Source organism: Gammaproteobacteria bacterium (assembly GCA_016765075.1).
Classification (GTDB): domain Bacteria; phylum Pseudomonadota; class Gammaproteobacteria.
In genome coordinates, this window is sequence record JAESQP010000139.1 from 11,770 (window position 1) to 34,788 (window position 23,019).

Here is a 23,019-nt window from a genome sequence, read left to right on the forward strand (position 1 = left end):
AGTTCAATTTTTGTAAGATGTCGGATTTTTACCGAAATTCGCCTCTATTTAGCGAATAACTCTACTGAAAAGAAGAATCAATGGCTAATATACTGGTCGTTAATGGCCCCAATCTTAATCTGCTCGGTGATCGCGAACCGAGTATCTATGGCCGTACGTCGCTCAACGACATTATTGCTGAGCTTGAAACGAGCGCTACTAAACTTGGCCATCAGCTTAGCGCCTTTCAGAGTAATGCCGAACACGAGCTGATCGACAGGGTGCAACAAGCTAAAGTCGAAAAAGTCGATTTTTTAATTATTAACCCGGCCGCATTCACGCATAGTAGTATTGCGTTAGCTGATGCGATCAGCGCGGTTGCCGTTCCCTTTATCGAAATTCACTTATCCAATATTTTTTCTCGCGAGTCATTTCGCCAGCATTCTTATTTTTCGGCCAAGGCGTTGGGCACGATTAGTGGCCTTGGTGCGCACGGTTACCAACTTGCCCTGAACGCCGCTGACAACTATCTAAAAGCAATGTCAGCAACACCAACCACCAGACAGGCCTAACCCTCTTATGGATATTAGAAAAGTTAAAAAACTCATCGAGTTACTGGAAGAATCGAGCGTTAACGAAATTGAGATTCACGAAGGTGAAGAATCGGTTCGCATAAGCCGCGGCAGTAGCGCCACCACCGCGGTTATCACCACGCCCGGTATACCTATGCCCATTGCCGCAGCTCCAACACCTGCCGCCGCAGTAGAAAGCGTGGCTGAAACCGTTGCCAGTGGGCACATTATGCGCGCACCAATGGTCGGTACTTTTTATCGTTCGGCTGCGCCCGGCGCCAAGCCTTTTGTCGAGCTTGGTGCTCAAGTCAATGCCGGCGACACGCTATGCATCATTGAAGCGATGAAGATGCTTAATCAAATTGAGGCTGACGCCAGCGGCACCATTAAAGAAATTCTCGGCGAAAATGGCCAGCCCGTCGAATTTGATCAACCGCTTTTCGTGATTGACTAAACACAGCGATAATCATTGATGTTTGATAAAGTTTTAATTGCCAACCGCGGTGAGATTGCGCTGCGTATATTGCGTGGCTGTCGCGAGCTCGGCATTCGCACTGTCGCCGTTCACTCAACCGCTGACCGTGATCTTAAACATGTGCGCCTGGCTGACGAATCCGTCTGTATCGGTGGCGCCAATTCTGTCGATAGCTACCTTAATGTGCCAGCACTCATCAGCGCTGCCGAGGTTACTGATGCGATTGCGATTCATCCTGGCTACGGTTTTCTCTCTGAGAATGCTGATTTTGCTGAACGCGTTGAGCAAAGTGGCTTTACTTTTATTGGCCCCCGGCCTGACACCATTCGGGCTATGGGCGACAAAGTATCTGCCATTGCGACGATGAAAAAGGCTGGTATTCCTTGCGTCCCTGGCTCTGATGGGCCGCTGGGCAACAACAACGAAACTAATTTACGTATCGCTCGCGAGATTGGCTATCCCGTTATTATTAAAGCGGCTGGCGGTGGTGGTGGCCGCGGTATGCGCGCCGTACATACCGAGGCAAGCCTACTTACGGCTATCTCACTGACACGTACCGAGGCGGCCAATGCCTTTGCTAATGACATGCTCTACATGGAAAAATACCTGGAAAACCCGCGCCATATTGAAGTACAAATATTGGCGGATGAGCACGGTAATGCGATCCACCTTGGCGAGCGTGACTGCTCGATGCAACGCCGCCACCAAAAAGTGATTGAAGAAGCGCCAGCACCCGGCATCGATGCCAAGACCCGAAAAAAAATCGGCTCACTCTGCACTAAAGCCTGTCGTGATATTAACTATCGGGGTGTCGGTACCTTTGAATTTCTTTACGAGAACGGTGAATTTTATTTCATCGAAATGAATACGCGACTACAAGTCGAACATACGGTAACGGAAATGATTACCGGTATTGATTTAGTTAAACAACAACTGTTCGTCGCAGCAGGTGAAAAACTGTCCATACGACAAGATGACGTTGTGCTCAGTGGCCACGCTATTGAATGCCGCATTAACGCCGAAGATCCTGAGAGTTTTATGCCGTCACCTGGCACTATAAAACAGTTTCATGTTCCTGGCGGTCCGGGTATTCGCATCGACTCCCATCTCTACAGTGGCTATACCGTCCCGCCCTATTATGATTCGATGATCGCTAAATTAATTGCCCATGGTGAGGATCGAAAATCGGCTTTAGCGCGCATGCGTAATGCCTTAAATGAAATTGTCATTGACGGTATTAAAACCAATATAGCGCTACACCAAAGCCTGATTGATGACAGCAAATTTGCTATCGGCGGCACCAGCATTCATTACCTCGAACGTAAACTCGGTATTAGCTAATTCAACGCCAAGCCCCAATGCAATGGTTTAGGTGGCCTGACTTATGAATGCTCATGCCAAGTGGTTACAAATTATTGTTAGTGTCAACGCCAATCATAGTAATGCGGTTACGGAACACCTAGAGTCTATCGGCGCGCTTGCCGTAACATTGCAAGATGGCGCCGAAGAAGCGCTGTACGAAACCGTACCGCACAGTGAAAGCCAGTGGCAAAACACCAAGGTCGTTGGCTTGTTTACAGGCGACCAAGATCCAAGCACCTTAGCAAAGCAATTCAGCCAACTGTGCGGCGAACGCCTTGAGCCGACACCCGTTTTTACAATCGAAACCTTGCAAGATGAAGCTTGGCAACGGCGCTGTCTCGAACACGTTAAGCCCATGCGTTTTGGCAAACGGCTGTGGATTATCCCCAGTTGGGGCGAACACACTGCGCCGCAGAATGCGCGCATCGTCAGCCTCGATCCCGGCCTGGCCTTTGGTACTGGCACACATGCCACCACCTCGCTCTGCCTGGAATGGATCGATAATTGCGATTTTGCTAACAAAGCAGTCATCGACTACGGTTGTGGCTCAGGCATTTTAGCCGTTGCAGCAGTCAAATGTGGTGCTAACCACGTCCATGCCATCGATCATGATGACCAAGCCATTATTGCCACTGCCGCCAACGCAGAAAAAAACCAATGTCGGAGCCAAATCAACACATACTTACCGGACGAATTTAACAACCAGCCCAATAGCGAGCCTGTGGATATTGTTTTTGCCAATATTCTTGCGCAGCCTTTAATTAATCTTGCCAAAACCTTGGCCGATCTGTGTAAACAAGACGCAAAACTGATACTGTCGGGGCTATTATTAGAACATCACGATTGTATCCACAATGCCTATTCACCGTGGTTTCAACTTGCACCACCGCGCGAAAAAGAGGGTTGGCTATTAATAGAATGTACGAAATACTAGGGCTTGCTAACACCGCTAAGGTCGCAGCGTTGCCGCCCAGAATCGAGCCAGGCGAGGCACGAGGAGAGAATTTAGTGGTTCTAAATAAACGACAAGTAACGACGGCTGGCTCGATTCTGGGCGCAACCCGAAGGGACTGCGACCTTAGCGGTGTTAACAAGCCCTGATATGACCAAACCTGTAGAACCCAAATACGACATTAAAGCAGCGCTGCGCAGGCAAACATTGCACCATCATAGCCAGCTTCATCTACCGCGTCGCTCGTACTGGGGGATAGCACTTGTTTTAATATTAATCGCCTTGCTCACCATACAACTCAGCGTTAGCTTTCAGCAACAATTACGCGCCTATCCAGCAACGCAAGCCTGGCTATCGCTACTTTGCCAATGGCTGCCATGTGACCATAGCGCCAACGACCCATACCAGACGCTACGCATCGTTAGCCGCGAGGTGATTGCACACCCCGCCACCACTAACGCGGTGCAAGTCAATGTCACCATCATCCACCAAGGCACCCAGGCCATCGATTTTCCTGTACTTGGGCTAAGCTTTAAAAATATTGATGGGCAGGTGGTCGCACAGCGCCAATTCAGCCCACACGAGTATTTAGTAGACAATCTTGACCTCAACGCCGGTATACCGCCACAACAGTTGATACGCGTCTCACTTAACCTGGTTGACCCTGGCAACAGTGCCGTTGCCTTTGAATTTCAATTTAGCACTCCCCCAAAAAAATAAACAAAGCTTCCATCGGCCAAGTAAAGTTTAGTATCATGTTTTCCCTTTTTTCCATTACTGAGGCCGCGCGCTCACGCCTTTATTAAGTGACCTCCCATCTATTCATGAACTCTAAAGTATCCAGCCAGGCGCCCGCGGAGCACTCTGTGCTCTTCGTCCTGAATAAATCAGAGGCTCCTTAAAAACCCTATGTTTCAAATTGGCCCTTACACACTACGCAACAACGTCGTACTCGCGCCCATGGCTGGCGTGACCGACCGTCCGTTTCGCCAACTATGCAAGAGTCTCGGTGCTGGCATGGCAGTGTCCGAGATGGTGTCATCAAATTCACTGTTATGGGGTAGCGAAAAAACCAAACGTCGCGCTAATCACGACGGTGAAGTTGAACCATGCTCAGTGCAAATCGCTGGCACTGACCCAAAATTAATGGCTGAAGCCGCCAAACATAATGTCGATAATGGCGCACAGATCATCGACATTAATATGGGCTGTCCGGCAAAAAAAGTCTGTAACGTCATGGCTGGGTCGGCGCTGCTGCAACATGAAGATAAAGTCGCAGCCATTTTAAAAGCCGTTGTACGTGCCGTCGACGTGCCGGTCACATTAAAAATTCGTACTGGTTGGGATACCGATCATCGTAATGGTGTCAATATTGCCCGCATTGCCGAAGACTGTGGTGTGCAAGCGCTGGCTATTCATGGCCGCACGCGTGCTTGTGCGTATAAGGGCAATGCAGAATATGACACCATCGCTGCGATCAAAAGTTCAATCAATATTCCGGTTATTGCCAACGGTGATATCACCACACCACAAAAAGCACGCGAGGTGCTTGACTACACAAAAGCCGACGCGGTCATGATAGGCCGTGCCGCACAAGGTCGTCCTTGGTTGTTAGGAATTATCGATCACTATTAGCAACACAATGAATTATTGGATGACCCACCTGTACATAAAATCCGTGATATTATGATCGCGCATCTCGAAAATCTATATGCCTTTTATGGCGAGTACAGCGGGGTGCGTATCGCGCGTAAACATATCTCTTGGTACAGTAAGGGGCAGCGAGATGGTGCTGCTTTTCGGCATGCAATGAACCATGTTGAAAGCACTAACGCACAGCTCGCTATGGCGCGATCGTTCTTTGATCAACTAGAAAATAAAATAGGTCAAGCCGCGTGAGTGCATTATCTGAAAACGTAATAAAAATAAACGAATTTGCCCATAAAGAAACACCGTTACCTTTAAATGGTCATGTCAAGACTGCTGTAGAGCACTATTTCAACGATCTCGATGGCCATATGCCTGAAGACCTTTACAAAATGGTTCTCAGCGAAGTAGAAAAGCCACTGTTTGAAGCCGTACTAGAACAGTGCGGTAGCAACCTCAGCCAGGCTTCGCGCCTATTAGGTATTAATCGCGCTACCTTACGCAAAAAACTATGTCACTACGGTATCCCACACTAAGGAACCTCTGATGTGTCATGGAACACGATCTTGCGCCTAAACTCTTCCAGCTCTTCGTTGCTAATCTTGCCAATAGCCCCACTATTGACTGCGATTCGCGTCTCGATCTGAAAAATTTTAGACACAATCTCACTGTCCCAGACACATCAGAGGCTCCTAAGCATATTTTTACCCTTTTTGGCTTGAGCTCTTAATCATTATGAATATTCGTCGTGCTTTAATTAGTGTTTCTGACAAACGTGGTGTCATTGAGTTTGCTCGCGAGTTGAGCCAACTGGGTGTCAGCTTGCTATCCACTGGCGGCACTGCCAAGTTACTTGAAAAAAATGGTATCAATGTTACGCAGGTGTCGCAACATACTGGGTTTCCAGAGATCATGGGCGGTCGCGTCAAGACGCTGCACCCTAAAATCCACGGGGGTATTCTTGGTCGTCGTGGCATCGACGATAACGTCGCAAAAGAACAGGGTATCGATTACATCGATCTGGTTTGCGTCAACCTCTATCCATTTGCTGCAACCATTGCTAAAAAAAGTTGCTCGTTTGATGATGCCATTGAAAATATCGATATCGGTGGCCCTGCGATGGTACGCGCGGCAGCGAAAAATCACGCAGCAGTGACCATCGTCACTGACCCCGACGATTACGCTGCACTGATCGATGAACTAAAAAACAATGGTGGTAGCGTTAACGATGCTAACCGTTTGCAGTTAGCACAAAAAGCCTTTGCCCATACCGCCAACTATGATGGCGCCGTATCAAACTATTTGGGCAGCCTTAATCACGAACCAGCCGATCCTTTCCCGACCAGCTACAGCGTGCAATTTAAAAAAGCGCAGTCACTGCGTTATGGCGAAAACCCGCATCAACGCGCCGCGTTTTACCAAGACCTTGACACCACAACGGGTAACATTGCTAACGCCACGCAAATACAAGGCAAGGCCTTGTCATTCAATAATATTGCCGACGCTGACGCTGCACTGGAATGTGTTAAAGCAATGAACAACTCGGCCGCATGTGTCATCGTTAAACACGCCAACCCCTGCGGCGTTGCTCATGGCGACGACTTGCTCAGCGCCTACCAGCGCGCCTTTAGCTGTGACCCCACCTCTGCCTTTGGCGGCATTATCGCCTTTAACCAAACACTTAATGAACAGACTGCACGTGCCATTATTGAACGTCAGTTTGTTGAAGTGATCATCGCGCCAAGCATCAGTGATAACGCCCGCACGGTGCTCGCTGAAAAGCCTAATGTCAGGGTTTTGACTTGCGGTGAATGGCTGGCGCCGACGACGCAGCAATACGACTACAAACGCATCAATGGCGGTCTATTAGTACAAGATCGTGATTATGGCCAACTTGACGATGACATGATTAAAGTCGTAACCCAACGCACGCCCAGCGATGATGAAATGCGCGATCTACGCTTTGCCTGGTCAGTAGCTAAATACGTTAAATCCAACGCCATTGTCTATGCCCGCGATCAATTTACCGTCGGTATCGGTGCTGGTCAGATGAGCCGTATTGATAGCGCGCGCATTGCCGCCAGCAAAGCACAGGATGCGGGCTTTGATGTCAGCGGTTGCGTCATGGCCTCGGACGCCTTTTTCCCCTTTCGCGATGGCCTCGATAGTGCCGCCAAAGTGGGTGTCACTGCTGTCATTCAACCCGGCGGTTCCATTCGTGATGATGAAGTGATAGAAGCTGCCAACGAACACAATATTGCTATGGTGTTTACCGGTATGCGTCACTTTCGTCACTAGCACAGGCCTTGGCGAGAACAATCGATGAATATATTAATCATAGGCGGTGGTGGCCGCGAGCACGCATTGGCGTGGAAAGCTGCGCAATCTGAAAGCGTTAAAACCGTTTTCGTTGCACCAGGCAATGCTGGTACTGCACTTGAGCCCGGGGTAAAAAACATCGACATTGGCGTTGATGACCACCAAGCCCTACTGGGCTTTGCTCAAGAAAATAATATAGCGCTTACCATTGTTGGCCCTGAAGCGCCGTTAGTCGCCGGTATCGTTGATCTATTCCAGGCAAACAACTTAGCCTGCTTTGGCCCATCAAAAAAAGCCGCGCAACTTGAAGCGTCCAAGGCTTATAGCAAAGATTTTCTCCAGCGCCATAATATTCCTACAGCGTTTTACGCCAGCTTTACTGACGCTGACACTGCTATTGAGTATTTAAAACAACAAACACTTCCTGTTGTCATTAAGGCCGATGGCCTGGCGGCAGGCAAGGGCGTAGTGATTGTCGAAAACCTACAACATGGTGTCGAAACCATTCACAGCATGATGCAAGCCGGCAAGTTCGGCAGCGCTGGCGAACGTATTGTTATCGAAGAATTTTTGCAAGGCGAAGAAGCCAGCTTTATCGCCATGGTCGATGGCAAAAATATTTTGCCACTCGCCACATCACAAGATCACAAGGCGCGTGACGAAGGGGATAAAGGCCCTAATACCGGCGGCATGGGTGCTTATTCGCCAGCAGCCATCGTCGACGAGGCCTTGCATCAACGCATCATGAACGAAGTCATGATGCCCACTGTTAAAGGCATGGCCGCTGAAGGCGCGCCCTATACTGGTTTTCTTTATGCTGGCATCATGGTCACTGCCGACGGCACACCTAAAGTATTAGAGTTTAATTGCCGTTTTGGCGACCCCGAAACACAGCCCATTATGATGCGCTTGCAAAGCGACCTGGTTGAGCTTTGCTTTGCTGCGCTCAATAAAAAACTAGACACTGTCAGCGCTGAATGGGATCCACGTGTTGCCCTTGGTGTGGTGCTTGCTGCCGGAGGCTATCCAAATGATTATCGTAAAGGCGATATTATTTCAGGCCTAGATGCCGTGCAAGATGCCAAGGCATTCCATGCTGGCACAGCGACTAGTAATGGCCATATTGTCACTAACGGTGGCCGTGTGCTCTGTGTTTGCGGCCTAGGTGATGATGCGCTGCAAGCCCAATACGCCGCTTACGCCGCGGTTAATTCGATTGACTGGGCCGACATGCAATACCGCAAGGACATTGGCCACCGCGCCATTGCACGCCTAAGCCAATAAACTGGCCTAATAATTAGGGAGCCTTTGATCATGCCTGCTCACGCCCACTGGCAACTACGCCGTACGGCAGACATTGTGCGTAATGGGGGGATCATTGCCTACCCAACTGAAGCAGTTTATGGCATTGGCTGTAACCCTATGGATTATCTTGCCGTAATGCGACTGCTTTTTATAAAGCAACGGCAACTTGATAAAGGTCTCATTCTCATTGCCGCAGATTTTGAGCAACTTCAGCCCTATATTAGCGAGCTGCCTCATTCTATCTATCAGAAGATAGAAAAATCCTGGCCTGGACCAGTAACGTGGTTGCTGCCCAAAGCACGGCACACGCCCGCCTGGTTATGCGGCAAGCATGATAAAATTGCCGTGCGCGTCACAGCCCATCCTATTGCAGCAGCCCTGTGCCGAAGCTGCGATTGCGCCTTAGTCTCGACCAGCGCCAATCGTAAAGGCCAAACTCCGGCTCGCAACAGTCTTGCGGTCAGGCGTAAACTTGCAGGCATTGATAAAATCGTTCATGGCGCGACCGGTGGGCTGGCTCAACCCAGCATCATCATCGATGCCCTCAGCGATGAAATAATAAGGGCGAATTGAATAAAACAATGGAAATCCCGAACACTGAGTTAGTGAAGCAATATCTGCTTGGCCTGCAAGATCACATCTGTAGCGAGCTTGAACAAGAAGATGGTAGTGGCCGCTTTCTCGAAGATTCATGGCTACGTGATGAAGGTGGTGGCGGTCGTAGTCGCGTACTCAACAATGGCACTGTCTTTGAACAAGGTGGTGTTAATTTCTCACACGTCATGGGCGAAAACATGCCCGAGTCGGCCACCGCGCATCGACCTGAACTAGCGGGACGCCGCTTTGAGGCGATGGGAGTTTCGCTGGTTATGCACCCGCATAACCCTTATGCACCCACCTCACACGCCAATATTCGTTTTTTCATCGCCGAAAAAGACGGCGCAGACCCTATTTGGTGGTTTGGCGGCGGCTTTGACCTAACGCCCTATTACGGTTTTACAGAAGACGCTATCCATTGGCATCAAACAGCACGTAAAGCCTGCTCACCCTTTGGCGACGATGTCTATCCGCGCTATAAAAAATGGTGTGATGAATACTTTTTTCTCAAGCACCGTAACGAGCCACGCGGTATTGGCGGGCTTTTCTTTGATGACCTCAATGAGGGCAGCTTTGAACAATGCTTTGCCTTCATGCAAAGCATTGGCGATCATTTTCTTGACGCCTACCGACCTATTATTGCACGGCGAAAAGACACCCCTTTTGGTGATAAACAACGCCAATTTCAACTTTATCGTCGTGGCCGTTATGTCGAATTTAACCTGGTCTATGACCGCGGTACGCTGTTTGGCCTGCAAACCGGTGGCCGCACTGAGTCGATTTTAATGTCGCTACCGCCACTGGTTCGCTGGCAATATAATTATCAGCCTGATACCGGCACACCTGAAGCCGAACTCTATGAGACCTTCTTAAAACCGCAGGATTGGGCCAATGAAACTTGAAAGACGGCTTAAAACCGTTAAACTGCCACCTGATTTCTTAACGGTTTGCTAACTAAGTAGCCACTAAAACTAGGTAAAAATGATCATGGACAACGACATCACCATCGAAAAAAACCGCGTGGGTTATTTTCAATTCACCTTAAAAGACGATGATGACAATATTTTAATGGAGGTCGATGAAGATCGTAGCTATGTCCATGGTCATGGTGCATTGATCGTCGGCCTGGAAAACGCCCTGCAAGGCCACAAGAGTGGCGACGAATTTTCTGTTGCCATTGCGCCCGCTGATGCCTACGGTGAACACAGCCCGGAACTGCTGCGTATGTTTAGCATCGATAAGTTTGATATGGGTGACGAAGAACCTGAAATTGGTATGACCTTCGACCTGCCGAGCAATACTGGTTTTCACCGCTTTCGCGTTGTTGGTATTGAAGATGGCAACATAGCGGCTGATGGCAACCACCCTTGGGCGGGGATGACGTTACATTACGATATTAAAGTAACGGGGGTTCGCGACGCCAAGGCTGAAGAAATCGAACAAAAATCACCGATTGAAATTGAAGTGCCAGGCATTATCGGCGCCTAGCGCCTAACAGCAAGCCTAGCTAGGGCGGCGCGGCCTCGAGATTTTTTTCAACTGTTCGAGAATATCGCCATAGCCACCGGTAATGACTTGGCGTAGATCTTCTCGCGCAGACTCATGCGTTCGCCCTGTCGCAGCCATTTGTGCCACCAACTGATCAAACTGCTCACGGCATTCACTCGCCAAATCACTATTGCCACGCCGACTATGAACCGGGCTCATGAGTATTGAACCACACTGGCAATTGCGCAGCAGCTCGACAATAGCCTGCTCCTCGTCGTTAAAACCTTGTTTGAGTCCGGTTTCTGGCGTAGTAGAAACGGTGTCACGAATAAACTCACTCAAGGTTTGATAACTGCGCTGACAATTGCGGCACGTTTTGGGAAAGTCACTGTCGGCAACAGAACGCAAACCAACAACACGTATCTTTCGCTTAACCTGCTTAGGCTCATTCTCAGACTGGGCACTCTCTCTAAGTATCGCTTGCACGACATCGGCAATAGCGGGCGACTGACCAAGATAAGGCGTCATTGTAATATCGCAGGCATCATGCCGTGCTTGCGCGGCTGCGACCAAAGTTGCAACGTCTTCGCTAACATGGCGCCCCTCGCTAAGAAAATAAGGCAATATCACGACACGCGTTGCACCAGCAACGACGGCTTGATCAATGGCGTCGGCAATACTGGGCTCAGCCAATTCAAGAAAGGCCGCGTTAACCTCATCAAACTCAACAGAGGTAGTTAAACGCTGACACAGTTCTGCCACCTCTTGGTTTGCGTTTTGACGCCGACTACCGTGAGCAACGAGCAATAAATGGGAGTGGTCTGCCATAGTGTTTCCTGCTAATGCGTGGCTATTTTACACAATAGTAGTGTATCGACTTTACGGTAATGCGTATTGATTAACGCCAGGGATTCATACGCCTATTTCAACACAGCCTGGACACTCTTGCGAAACTCAGGAACCAGCTCACGCTCGTACCAAGGGTTCTTTTTCAGCCACCGTTGATTGCGCGGCGAAGGATGCGGCAAAGGCCAATACTGTGGTGCATAGTCACGCCATTGCTTAACGGTATCGGTCAGGGTTTGGCCCTTAACATCAAGATAGTGCTTTTGCGCATACTGACCAATGAGCAAAATGGATTGCAAATTGGGTAACTGTTGCAGAATACGCTGATGCCATTGCTCTGCACATTCTTTGCGTGGCGGCAAATCGCCCGATTTGCCCGTACCAGGATAACAAAAACCCATGGGCATGATGGCAATCGCGGGATGCGTATAAAAGGTATTACGACCAACCCCCATCCATTCACGTAAACGATTTCCACTGGGGTCGTTCCAGGGAATGCCGGTGGCATGCACCTTACGCCCGGGTGCTTGACCAATAATGAGTAATCGCGCCGTTTTGCCAGCGACCAGAACAGGTCGCGGCGCATTAGGTAAGTGCTCTGCACAAATCTGGCAAGCACGCACCTCACGCAACAGTTTTGCCAATGTTTCTTTCACAAGAAAGAGGCCGCTATGGCCATATCACCGCAGTGCAACGCCTTATAATTCTTATTATTCGTTTAGCATTTTCTCTACGCAATACCATAGTCTTTTTCTTTGGAGTTATCGCTTTAATTTTTGATACTTCAACAAGCGTTTCGATACGGACAACACGTTTATCTATATCGATCATTCGATCAGATAGTTTTTCTGTTTGTGTATTGAGCCGTTTAACTTCATCTGTTAGCTTGAGCGTGTCCAGTAATATACTTTTCCAAGCAGCCATTAAGTGGCTTGCCCCGCTACTATCGGTGAAACTGGCGAACGTAATTGTTTTAACGTTTTTGCGACAACGCGATTCGTCTTTTTGGTCGAATGAATAGCCTCTTGCAATCTTTCTGAGACAAGCTCCATGAGCTCAGTGGCTTCATGTGCATTGCTGTTCGGGTCAAATGCCTCTATGGCCAATCTAACAATTTCTGACTCTGACTTGCCTTGTGATGCAGATAACCTGGAAAGCTTGTTCCGTTGTTTCTGACCAAGCATGATTTGTTTTCTTGACATATTGACAGCGACAGACATATTAAATACCTATGTGGTCTTATTAACCCGGCAACCATATAGATCATGTTCAGGACTTCAAGCATAGACCAGATCAAGGCATCACTGGCAGCCAATGGTGGTTCCATTAGCAACAGTGATAACGCCGAGCGGGGCTACGCTTGAAGTCCCTAACCGATTGTTTTTTAAAAGACAGCCGCTGTGTGCCGCTGCGCAGGCTGCGTTATCAAAGCTTGCTGTAGAACCACTACAGCGGCGCTTTGATGCCTTGCTGCGCAGCGGCACACAGCGGCTGAACATGATCTATATGGTTGCCGGGTTAATATATTAGACTGACTATACACATACACACCCGCCGACACAGCCATGTACGTTAAGAACGTGTGAGTTTGCATTGCCGTATATCCTCGCCTCTTTCTATAAAGTTTTTTGCCAACCTATGTGAAAAATGCTGTCGGTTTCTAACTGTGGACCATCGAGGTTTTGTTGTATCGGGCGAGAATACTCAAGCGCTAAGCGGTGTCCTTTAAAGTAACCACTGCGTACCAAATAGTTAACACCCATGCCTAAATCGGTACGGCGGCCACCACGTAAATCCGCTCGCGCTGTCGGCACAATATCAATGCCATTCATTGGGTTAGTCACCAATAAGTCAGGATCAGCGCCGTCGATATTATCCCATTGCGACCACGCCAGACGTGCACTGACACTGAAGCTGGCATTGATACGTCTGGCGAACCAACCTGTCGCCTGATACCGATCACCCAGCGTGTAGTCTCGGCTGTTCTCACCCAGACGCAGGGTTGCCATGCCCTGTGCGCCCCACGACCAGGAACCCGCAGACTGGCCTAAATAAGTGATACCCGGCATAATGTCATACGTACCCGAACCCAAGCGCATGGGGTAAGGCAACAGACTGTTAGCCCCCATCGGGGTCGTATCTTTGGTATCAATATCACCCGTGGGCACACTCAACCCGAAATTGGTATGCCAACGCTGTCCGTCACGGTCAAAGAATTTATACATGCCACCGACACGAATATCACCAATGCCCTCTGCCTTGGTCGTAAAATTAGCACCGGTGCGAGTAACGTGATCCATGCTTAATTTAACGTAAGGCAGCATCCCCATTAATGTCAACTTGTCGTTAACCGCATACATGGCACCAAACATATGCATTTCCATGGTCATACTCAGTGGCGTGACGAGGAAACCATCGGTACCTGTGCGCGAACCATCAGTGCCATTCAATACTTGCTGGGCACTGAGACGGTTGCTGCCATCGCGGTTGCCGTCCATGTCCATGTTCATATAGCGGTATGACAACATCAGTTCACCCGTTTTATGGGTATGCTCAGCCATAACACCTATCGGTGCATGGCTATCTGGGACAGCCAAATCCCAGTCATGGGCTTGCGCTACTGACGTACCAGCTAATACCAATACCACAAAAAGGCTTAATCTAGACATCAAACTTTCCTTCATATTAGGTTTATTAAATTTTATAGGAAATTGTAGGGTTGATGTGTAACCGCAACAATTTTCCGCCGGGTTCCAGAAATTGTTTTTAGCAAGCGCTGTGGCTACGTGCCTTGACACTCCATCAAGGGTCTTGCATAGCATCAACACTTATTAAGACACCAGCACCATCTTTAGTACCATCCAGTGGTAAGGCACTGAGCCTATTACCCCAAACGCAACCCGTGTCCAGCGCCACCACCCCATTGCCGATATAACCACCTATGGTAGACCAATGGCCGAAAACAATGGATAAATCGCGGCTGGCACGGCCAGTCAAAGCAAACCAGGGTTCAAGCCCTGCGGCTTGTGTGCCGAATGTACCTTTTTCTTCCAGAGCCAATGCGCCTGCATCATCACAATAACGCAAGCGTGTAAAACAGTTAATGATGAAACGTCGACGTTCAGCATCATTTGTCAGCTCATCCCAATGATTGGGTTCATTACCATACATGGTGCCCAAAAACTCGCCATAATCGCAGGCCTGTAAACACGTTTCGACTTCGCGCGCGCATTGCTGCGCTAGCGATAAATCCCACTGCGGTGGCAAACCGGCATGAAGCAAAGTAACGCCCAGATCATCATCGTGGTGAATTAATGGCCGATGTCGCAGCCAGTCCAGTAATTGGTCTCGGTCTGGCGCATCGAGCACGTCATGAAAAGTGTCTTTTTTGTGATAACGCAAATGACCATTGGCAACCGCCAGCATGTGCAGATCATGGTTGCCCAATACGCTGATAGCGCTATCACCCAAGCCTTTAATAAAGCGCAACACGGCCAACGAATTAGGCCCGCGATTGACCAGGTCGCCGGCAAACCAGAGCGTGTCTTGCGCGGGGTCAAATTGAATTTTTTCAAGCAGTCGTTGCAAGGGCTCAAAACAGCCTTGAATATCTCCGATCGCATAAGTTGTCATATCATAATATTCTTGTTAACGCCTAGTGCTCTATTCAATGTGAGTGTGCGAGTTCAGTTAGCTTGTCAATGTACATGGCAAGGCGCGTCTCGCTGCGAAATCCCACAGCAAGGCTGAACCCGTAATTATCACATTGATAGAGCACCAGTGCTTGCACCAAACTAAGGCAACAGTGATAATAGTCTGCCTATACACCTAATAAGAAGTGTTAATCCTGTGAATATACTGTCTTTGCACCACCCTCGTTCGGTTTATATCGTCATTCTGTTCAGCATATTGCTGGCATTAAATGGCTGCTCTACGATTAAGAAATTAAATCCGTTCTCTAAAGACGGAGATGAAGTAGTAGCGCCCATTGCCAGTGGTGAGTTTACCGGTCGCGGGTCTGTGGCACTGGAAACCAACCCACCCGGTGCGACCGTGATTATCCTGGGACATATTCTCGGTAAAACCCCTTTGCGGGTTGAAGAAAATGATATTTTTCCTTCGATTTATGCTAACGAACTGAAACCTATTTACGGCAAAGTACGCTTCAAGCTCAAAGGCTGTAAGCAAGTCACTCGCCAGATCACACCTGAAGATATCGCTGCCGGCGTTAAGATAGATTTAGAATGCGGCGAAACAGCAACACGTAAGACGGCGGATTCTGCCAACCGCAGTAGTGACAACGATAACTTTGATACCTCAATCAACGCACCGCTATACAGTGGTGACAACAACATTAAGGTGCGCTTACTCCGTGTCAAAAACCTACTTGCAGAAGGGTTGATTACGCAAGACGAAGCCAACACTATCCGTAGACGTATTTTGGAAGACCCTGGCCTTTAGTCATACGCAAAAAAAGCGCCTCTAAGTAAACTTGTATAAAAACTCTACTGTTACATATCGGAAACCAGAAGGGCAATAGGCTTGCTCAGTGACGTCCTGATAATGCCATCGCATATCCTAACACTAGGATAGCGCAATACACGTAGCACACATATGGTTAATAACAGTAGGCAATAATCGGAGATATGCTAGCGTGTAAGTTATTCGCCTACAAAAAATACTATCTTTTCCTGGCAGATATTTTTCAATGACGGAACGATACTACAAGGAATGGACGTCGCGTAGGACTCAAGGATGAGTCCAATTCTAACAGCGTAAACATTTCCCTAATTGTTATTTATTAACTACGCTGACATCAAACATAGACTCCTTATATTTCCGCAGCTATTCTTTTGAAATATCTTTTTCTGGAGTTATCGAAAACGCTAATTCTTTGTCAAAAAAATCCACTATAAAACATGAACCACCAGAAAATCCCATAACTAACTTTTATTCTCTATACCGATAAATCTTATTAACAACCTTCCCTGTCAATAGCTTGGCAATAACTTCTTGTTCTTCATTTAAATTCATTGTTGGCGGTTTCGAGTAATTTCATGCGTTTACGGACGTGAGTTGTCTGGTTTGTCCTACAACTAAATTGATTTTATTTTGGCATGATAGCCTTCCGATGGAGCGGGAGGCTATGTCGCTCAAGGACGAGCGACTTTCTCTTCCATCTTCAAACTAATCATCCCAAAAGTTTGCTCTTGGCTTATTCTAGTAAGCATAGCGGCCTGTCTACACCTCCCTGTAAGAACGCCAATGCAACAAAAGCTTAGGCTGGCTCGTAGCCCAGATTTGGCGCTAACCAGCGCTCCGCTTCTGCTAACGTCATGCCTTTACGTTGCGCATAGTCTGCAACCTGATCTCGATTAATAACGCCAAGACCAAAATAACGTGCATCGGGATGGCTAATATACCAACCACTGACCGCCGCCGTCGGCACCATGGCAAAGCTTTCCGTAATGGTGATACCGGCATTGTTGAGCGGGTCAATTAATTGCCACAATAAGGTCTTTTCAGTGTGATCGGGGCAGGCAGGATAACCTGGGGCAGGCCGTATGCCTTTATACTGCTCAGCGATCAGTTGCGTGTTATCTAATTGCTCATCGCTGGCATAAGCCCAATCATGCTTACGCACGCGCTCGTGCAGGTACTCGGCATAGGCTTCGGCAAGACGGTCGGCCAACGCTTTAAGAATAATATCGGAATAATCATCATGCTCAGCGGCAAAACGCGCAATGTGTTGTTCGATACCAATACCTGTGGTGACAGCAAATGCGCCAATATAATCGGCAATACCACTTTCTTTCGGCGCAATATAGTCACTCAAACACTGGTTAGGCCGGCCAGGGGGTTTTTGCAATTGCTGGCGCAGTTGGTGCAAGGTCATCAACACCTCAGTACGCGATTCATCGGTATAGACTTCAATATCATCATCGTTAACTGAATTAGCCGGGAACAAACCAAACACAGCACGTGCTTGCAGCCATTTTTCATCAATAAGCTTGTCAAGCATGGCCGTTGCATCAGCAAACAATGATCGTGCGGTTTCGCCCACCACTTTATCATCGAGCAATTTGGGATAACTGCCAGCCAGCTCCCAGGCCTTAAAGAAGGGCGTCCAATCAATATAATCGCGCAATGCTGACAGGTTTTGGTCTTCTATTACTGTCAAACCTGATTGTTTAGGTTTGACAGGTTGATAGATTGACCAATCAACTTTAGCCTTGTTCGCGCGCGCATCAGCCAGACTAAGCCAATTGGTTTTTGCTTGCTTGCCTTTATGACGCTCGCGCACTTGCTCGTATTCTTTATCGATTTGTTGCAGATATTCTGTGCGTAAATTTTCACTGACAAGGTTCTGGGCGACACCGACAGCGCGCGATGCGTCCTTGACGTAGATCGTTGCGCCTTTATAACCGGGGGCAATTTTGACCGCAGTATGCACGCGTGACGTGGTCGCGCCACCTATCAATAAGGGGATACTTAAACCCAGACGCTGCATTTCTTTGGCTACGTGGCTCATCTCTTCCAGCGACGGTGTAATCAAACCGGACAAACCAATAATATCGACCTGCTCTTTGACCGCGGTATCAAGAATTTTTGCCGCAGACACCATCACGCCAAGATCAATAATCTCAAAGTTATTGCATTGCAACACGACACCCACAATATTCTTGCCTATATCATGCACATCACCTTTAACCGTAGCCATTAGAATCTTGCCGTTATTACTGACTTCGGCTTGGCCTTCTTCAATAAAGGGTAATAGATACGCCACGGCCTGCTTCATGACGCGCGCGCTTTTCACCACTTGCGGTAAAAACATTTTGCCTTCGCCAAAGAGGTCGCCGACGACATTCATGCCATCCATTAATGGCCCTTCAATGACTTCAATCGGCCGCTCAAAGCCCTGCCGGGCTTCTTCGGTGTCGCCCTCAATAAACTTGTTAATGCCTTTTACCAAGGCATGCGCCAAACGCTCTCTGACCGGCAGTTTGCGCCATTCCATATCATTGACGTTAGCCTTTTTAACGCCATCACCACGATAATCCTCGGCGATTTCCAGCAAGCGTTCTGTGCCATCGTCACGACGATTGAGAATCACATCTTCGACGCGTTCTCGTAGCTCTTTAGGTAGATCGTCGTAGACCGCGAGCTGACCGGCATTAACGATACCCATGTCCATGCCCGCTTTAATGGCATGATAGAGAAATACCGAGTGAATGGCCTCGCGCATCAGGTTATTACCGCGAAATGAAAATGACACGTTACTGACACCGCCGGATATTTTGGCATGTGGCAGGGTACGCTTTATTTCTCGCGTGGCTTCAATAAAATCAACCGCGTAATTGTTGTGTTCGTCAATACCGGTGGCGACGGCGAAAATATTGGGGTCGAAAATAATATCTTCTGGTGGAAAGCCAATTTCGTCGACTAATATTCGGTAGGCACGTGTGCAGATTTCAACTTTTCGCGCTTTGGTATCGGCCTGCCCTACTTCATCAAACGCCATGACAACGACGGCTGCACCGTAGCGTAAAACTGTTCGTGCTTGTTCTCTAAAGCTCTCCTCGCCTTCTTTCATGCTAATAGAGTTAACAATGCATTTGCCTTGCAGGCATTTAAGCCCAGCCTCGATGACACTCCATTTAGACGAGTCGATCATTATCGGTACACGTGAAATATCCGGCTCTGAGGCAATCAGGTTGAGAAATGTGTCCATGGCTTGCTCGCCATCGAGCAAGCCTTCGTCCATGTTGATATCAATGATCTGCGCACCGCTTTCAACTTGTTGGCGTGCAACATTCAGCGCTTCATCATAATCGTCATTTAAGATCAGCTTTTTGAAACGTGCCGAACCGGTTACATTGGTACGTTCACCGATATTGACGAACAAGCTGTCGCTATCGATGTTGAGCGCCTCAAGGCCACTGAGACGTTGCTTATGTGTATTCTCAGCAGGGGTGCGTGGAGAATACTGGCTCACGGTCTGCGCTATCGCCTTAATATGCGCGGGGGTGGTGCCACAACAACCGCCTATAATATTCAAAAAACCACTTGCCGCCCATTCATCCAGCTCTTTGGCCATGGCCTCGGGGCTTTCATCATATTCACCAAACTCGTTAGGCAAACCGGCGTTAGGATGGGCGCTGACATAACAATCGGCATAGGCTGACAACGATTCAATATACTGGCGTAATTCTTTTGCGCCCAAGGCACAGTTAAAACCGATGCTAAGTGGTTTGATATGGCGTAAGGAGTTGGCGAATGCTTCATCAGTTTGACCCGATAAGGTGCGGCCACTGGCATCGGCAATGGTGCCGGAAATCATCACTGGCAAAGACGTATTGTGTTCATCAAAATAACGCTTGATGGCAAACACGGCGGCTTTGGCATTAAGTGTGTCAAAGATGGTTTCTACCAGGATGATGTCGGCGCCACCATCAACCAGGCCGCTGATTGCTTCAATATAAGCGTCAACTAGCTCGTCAAAATTAACATTGCGAAAGCCGGGGTTGTTGACATCGGGTGAAATCGATGCGGTACGATTCGTCGGCCCAAGCACACCGGCGACAAAGCGAGTCTGGCCGGTTTTTTCTGCTACCGCATCGGCAGCTTCACGCGCAACCTTGGCGCTGGCAAAATTAAGCTCATAGGCCACTGACTCTAATTGATAATCGGCTTGCGCTATGGTGGTTGAGTTAAAGGTGTTGGTCTCGACAATATCGGCACCTGCCTCAAGGTAAGCGGCATGAATGTCGCGTATAATTTTCGGCTGAGTGATCGATAGTAAGTCGTTATTACCTTTAAGATCACAGGGGTGATCGGCAAAACGCTGGCCACGATAATCGGCTTCTTGCAGACCGTAGTCTTGAATCATTGTGCCCATAGCGCCATCGAGAATAACAATACGATTTGCTAATAGCTGTGTGAGTGTTTTAGGCTGATTTGTTTGCAATGACATACTACTCGTGGCTCTATGAAAAAATACACTATGGGAACATAGTAAAATATTACTAAATAAACGATTTATTTTAGCATTAACTCACTCAACCCACTGAATGAATTAAACATATTCACTTTTATATCAACTATGCACTATATTCTTATCAAGATATTCATTCGCCTTATTGCCTTATTACCGCTGCGCGTTGCACAGGGTGTCGGCAGGTTCATAGGCCTCTGTCTTTATTGGTTTCCGACTCGACTACGGCGTAACACTCGCATCAATATTGATCTATGTTGGCCCGAACTTAATACTGTAGAAAAAACCAATCTTACAAAACAAAGTCTTATGCATACCGGTATCTCAATACTGGAAACCGGCGCCATGCTGTGTTGGTCAAAACAACGTTTACTCTCTCTTATTCACTCCATTGAAGGTGGGGAACAGCTAGAACAGGCAGTCAAACAAAATCGTGGGGTAATTTTACTCACTCCTCATCTTGGTTGCTGGGAGATCGCCGGGCTTTATATTGGTAGCCAGTATCCGGCAACCTTCCTCTATAAACCACCAAAAATGAAAGCGCTTGCTCACTGGCTCACTGCGGCTCGACAACGTACTGGCGCAACACTCGTTGCTACCGATAAACTCGGTGCACGGCAACTGTTTAAATCGTTAAAGCGTAAACGCGAAATCATTGGGCTCTTACCCGATCAGGAACCACCTGCTGGTAACGGTATCTTTAGTCCCTTCTTTGGCATCGAAGCCAATACCATGACTCTGGCAGTCAAATTAGCAAGAAAGACTGGTGCACCGATTATTTTTGGCTTTGCTGAACGTCTACCGCAGGGTCAAGGTTATAAGCTCTTTGCCATTGATGCTGATGATAAGGCCTATAACGATGACATCAATATCGCCGTCACTGCAATGAATCGTACTGTCGAACAATGCATCCGTATGGCCCCCGAACAGTATCAATGGAGTTATAAACGCTTTCGACAACGGCCTGATGGTAGCCGCAGCCCCTATAACCTCTGAATTATGTGTCTCAATAAACGACACTTTATGCGCGCCAAAAAGCGGGAGTTAATAACACTAATAAAGTGAAAATTTCCAACCGGCCTAACAACATGGCAAAACAGAGAATACCCTTGCCAATCGGTGATACCGATGCATAATTCGACCCTACTTCGCCTAAACCAGGGCCAAGATTATTCATACACGCTGCCACCGCAGAAAATGCTGAGACAAGATCCAATCCTGTCGCAGCAAGCATTAAAGACATAAAACAAAAGGCCATCACGTAAAAAGCAAAAAATCCCCAAACGGATTGCATAACACGGGGCGACAAACTGACTCCACCGACCTTGACTGGGATTTCGGCATTAGGGTGAATAAGGCGTAAAATTTCGCGCGAGCCTTGTTTTATAAGCAATAAAACACGAATTACTTTCATGCCCCCACCGGTCGAACCAGCGCAACCACCGACAAAACTCAGCAACAATAACAATGCAGGTAAAAAGCCTGGCCAGGTATGATAATCCGCTGTCGTAAAACCTGCAGTGGTACCAATCGATATCACTTGGAACAAGCCATGGTGGATGGTACTGCCAACGCTATCAAACGTGTGATTAAAATAAAGATAGCTACAGGCAATCACCGCTACAATAAACAACACAGAGAGATAAGCACGAAACTCGGCGTCGGCCCAATAAGCGCTAACGCGCATATTTCTTACTGCAACAAAATGCAAAGCAAAGTTAACCCCTGCCAGCAGCATAAATATAATGGCGACACCTTCAATAGCGGCACTATTAAAATAACCAATACTGGCATCATGCGTTGAAAAACCACCAATCGCGACAGTGGAAAAACTATGACTAATCGCGTCGAACCCCGACTTGCCGGCAGCCCAATAGGCAAGGGCGCAACTCACCGTCAGACCCAAGTAGATATACCATAATGCTTTAGCTGTCTCGGTAATACGTGGTGTTAATTTATTATCTTTCATCGGACCCGGGGTCTCGGCACGATAAAGCTGCATACCGCCGATACCAAACATGGGCAGTATGGCAACAGCCAAGACAATAATTCCCATACCACCTAACCACTGTAATTCTTGCCGATAAAATAACAGCGCCTTAGGCAAAGTGTCGATACCAATAATCACGGTGGCGCCTGTTGTCGTCAGGCCAGACATTGATTCAAAAAGTGCCTCGGTAAATGACATATTTAACTCCGACCCTAACATAAACGGTAAGGAACCGAACAAGGCCAAGACACTCCAGAACATCACCACAATGATAAAGCCATCGCGCAAATGCAGATCACGAACAAAACGCCGCACTGGCAACCACAATAAAAATCCTGCCACAAAAGTCACTAAGAAACCGATAAGAAAAGCGCCAATAGCACCGTCACCATAAATCAAACCAACCAATACCGGTGGCAACATGGTGACACTAAAGACCATTAGCAGTAGACCGAGGATGCGTTGAATGACGCGTAGTTGCATAATCCTGAA

General features: G+C 48.0%; 22 protein-coding genes and 1 pseudogene. 15 read left to right on the plus strand and 8 right to left on the minus strand.

Annotated features, from left to right (window positions below; all coding sequences use genetic code 11):
• Positions 1 to 80: 80 nt before the first annotated feature.
• The 12 genes and pseudogenes from aroQ (at position 81) to JKY90_08435 (ending at position 10,696) form a co-directional block, all read left to right on the plus strand.
• Positions 81 to 551 (plus strand): type II 3-dehydroquinate dehydratase, encoded by a 471-nt coding sequence (gene aroQ, locus JKY90_08380; protein MBL4852276.1) that lies wholly within the window; start codon positions 81 to 83, stop codon positions 549 to 551.
• A 7-nt stretch (positions 552 to 558) separates the two neighbouring features.
• Positions 559 to 1,005 (plus strand): acetyl-CoA carboxylase biotin carboxyl carrier protein, encoded by a 447-nt coding sequence (locus JKY90_08385; GenBank protein ID MBL4852277.1) that lies wholly within the window; start codon positions 559 to 561, stop codon positions 1,003 to 1,005.
• Between the two features lie 18 nt (positions 1,006 to 1,023).
• Complete coding sequence (gene accC / locus JKY90_08390) at positions 1,024 to 2,367, plus strand: acetyl-CoA carboxylase biotin carboxylase subunit (GenBank protein ID MBL4852278.1); 1,344 nt, start codon at positions 1,024 to 1,026, stop codon at positions 2,365 to 2,367.
• 43 nt (positions 2,368 to 2,410) lie between these two features.
• On the plus strand, positions 2,411 to 3,322 hold the full coding sequence (gene prmA / locus JKY90_08395) for a 50S ribosomal protein L11 methyltransferase (protein ID MBL4852279.1): 912 nt from the start codon (positions 2,411 to 2,413) through the stop codon (positions 3,320 to 3,322).
• 168 nt (positions 3,323 to 3,490) lie between these two features.
• Positions 3,491 to 4,060 carry a DUF3426 domain-containing protein gene (locus JKY90_08400; GenBank protein MBL4852280.1) on the plus strand — a complete coding sequence of 190 codons (570 nt, stop codon included), beginning with the start codon at positions 3,491 to 3,493 and terminating at the stop codon, positions 4,058 to 4,060.
• Positions 4,061 to 4,249: 189 nt separating this feature from the next.
• Positions 4,250 to 5,239 (plus strand): annotated as a pseudogene (gene dusB, locus JKY90_08405) (tRNA dihydrouridine synthase DusB).
• Positions 5,240 to 5,358: 119 nt separating this feature from the next.
• The gene (locus JKY90_08410) at positions 5,359 to 5,523 is read left to right on the plus strand and encodes a hypothetical protein (GenBank protein MBL4852281.1); all 165 of its coding nucleotides are present in this window, start codon (positions 5,359 to 5,361) and stop codon (positions 5,521 to 5,523) included.
• A gap of 196 nt (positions 5,524 to 5,719) precedes the next feature.
• On the plus strand, positions 5,720 to 7,285 hold the full coding sequence (gene purH, locus JKY90_08415) for a bifunctional phosphoribosylaminoimidazolecarboxamide formyltransferase/IMP cyclohydrolase (protein ID MBL4852282.1): 1,566 nt from the start codon (positions 5,720 to 5,722) through the stop codon (positions 7,283 to 7,285).
• 24 nt (positions 7,286 to 7,309) lie between these two features.
• Positions 7,310 to 8,590, plus strand: a complete 1,281-nt coding sequence (gene purD / locus JKY90_08420; GenBank protein MBL4852283.1) for a phosphoribosylamine--glycine ligase — start codon at positions 7,310 to 7,312, stop codon at positions 8,588 to 8,590.
• A 30-nt stretch (positions 8,591 to 8,620) separates the two neighbouring features.
• Positions 8,621 to 9,184, plus strand: a complete 564-nt coding sequence (locus tag JKY90_08425; protein ID MBL4852284.1) for a threonylcarbamoyl-AMP synthase — start codon at positions 8,621 to 8,623, stop codon at positions 9,182 to 9,184.
• 8 nt (positions 9,185 to 9,192) lie between these two features.
• The gene (hemF, locus tag JKY90_08430) at positions 9,193 to 10,110 is read left to right on the plus strand and encodes an oxygen-dependent coproporphyrinogen oxidase (GenBank protein MBL4852285.1); all 918 of its coding nucleotides are present in this window, start codon (positions 9,193 to 9,195) and stop codon (positions 10,108 to 10,110) included.
• Positions 10,111 to 10,195: 85 nt separating this feature from the next.
• The gene (locus tag JKY90_08435; protein ID MBL4852286.1) at positions 10,196 to 10,696 is read left to right on the plus strand and encodes a peptidylprolyl isomerase; all 501 of its coding nucleotides are present in this window, start codon (positions 10,196 to 10,198) and stop codon (positions 10,694 to 10,696) included.
• Between the two features lie 15 nt (positions 10,697 to 10,711).
• Here JKY90_08435 and JKY90_08440 read toward each other — a convergent pair whose 3' ends face one another.
• The 4 genes from JKY90_08440 to JKY90_08455 all read right to left on the minus strand — a co-directional run bounded on the left by JKY90_08440 (position 10,712) and on the right by JKY90_08455 (position 12,762).
• Positions 10,712 to 11,524: a CbiX/SirB N-terminal domain-containing protein gene (locus tag JKY90_08440; protein MBL4852287.1), complete on the minus strand. Its 813-nt coding sequence runs from the start codon at positions 11,522 to 11,524 to the stop codon at positions 10,712 to 10,714.
• 92 nt (positions 11,525 to 11,616) lie between these two features.
• Positions 11,617 to 12,186 (minus strand): uracil-DNA glycosylase family protein, encoded by a 570-nt coding sequence (locus JKY90_08445; GenBank protein ID MBL4852288.1) that lies wholly within the window; start codon positions 12,184 to 12,186, stop codon positions 11,617 to 11,619.
• A gap of 25 nt (positions 12,187 to 12,211) precedes the next feature.
• Positions 12,212 to 12,466, minus strand: a complete 255-nt coding sequence (locus JKY90_08450; protein MBL4852289.1) for a hypothetical protein — start codon at positions 12,464 to 12,466, stop codon at positions 12,212 to 12,214.
• Positions 12,466 to 12,762 (minus strand): hypothetical protein, encoded by a 297-nt coding sequence (locus tag JKY90_08455; GenBank protein ID MBL4852290.1) that lies wholly within the window; start codon positions 12,760 to 12,762, stop codon positions 12,466 to 12,468. Before JKY90_08455 ends, JKY90_08450 begins: the two co-directional genes overlap by 1 nt.
• Before the next feature lie 94 nt (positions 12,763 to 12,856).
• Here JKY90_08455 and JKY90_08460 point away from each other — a divergent pair, with 94 nt between their 5' ends.
• Positions 12,857 to 13,072, plus strand: a complete 216-nt coding sequence (locus JKY90_08460) for a hypothetical protein (GenBank protein ID MBL4852291.1) — start codon at positions 12,857 to 12,859, stop codon at positions 13,070 to 13,072.
• 86 nt (positions 13,073 to 13,158) lie between these two features.
• Here the strand turns inward: JKY90_08460 and JKY90_08465 are convergent, their stop codons facing one another.
• Both JKY90_08465 and JKY90_08470 read right to left on the minus strand, forming a co-directional pair.
• Positions 13,159 to 14,211 (minus strand): transporter, encoded by a 1,053-nt coding sequence (locus JKY90_08465; protein ID MBL4852292.1) that lies wholly within the window; start codon positions 14,209 to 14,211, stop codon positions 13,159 to 13,161.
• Between the two features lie 133 nt (positions 14,212 to 14,344).
• Complete coding sequence (locus JKY90_08470; protein ID MBL4852293.1) at positions 14,345 to 15,175, minus strand: symmetrical bis(5'-nucleosyl)-tetraphosphatase; 831 nt, start codon at positions 15,173 to 15,175, stop codon at positions 14,345 to 14,347.
• Between the two features lie 216 nt (positions 15,176 to 15,391).
• Between JKY90_08470 and JKY90_08475 the strand changes: the two genes are divergently transcribed.
• Positions 15,392 to 16,003, plus strand: coding sequence for a PEGA domain-containing protein (locus tag JKY90_08475; protein MBL4852294.1), 612 nt, complete (start codon positions 15,392 to 15,394; stop codon positions 16,001 to 16,003).
• 817 nt (positions 16,004 to 16,820) lie between these two features.
• On the opposite strand, the gene metH is transcribed toward JKY90_08475, so the two are convergent.
• Positions 16,821 to 20,516, minus strand: coding sequence for a methionine synthase (gene metH / locus JKY90_08480; protein ID MBL4852295.1), 3,696 nt, complete (start codon positions 20,514 to 20,516; stop codon positions 16,821 to 16,823).
• 129 nt (positions 20,517 to 20,645) lie between these two features.
• Here metH and JKY90_08485 point away from each other — a divergent pair, with 129 nt between their 5' ends.
• Positions 20,646 to 21,533, plus strand: a complete 888-nt coding sequence (locus tag JKY90_08485) for a lysophospholipid acyltransferase family protein (GenBank protein MBL4852296.1) — start codon at positions 20,646 to 20,648, stop codon at positions 21,531 to 21,533.
• Positions 21,534 to 21,558: 25 nt separating this feature from the next.
• Here JKY90_08485 and JKY90_08490 read toward each other — a convergent pair whose 3' ends face one another.
• A complete protein-coding gene (locus JKY90_08490) occupies positions 21,559 to 23,010 on the minus strand; it encodes a potassium transporter (protein MBL4852297.1) in 1,452 nt (483 codons plus the stop codon).
• Between the last annotated feature and the right edge of the window lie 9 nt (positions 23,011 to 23,019).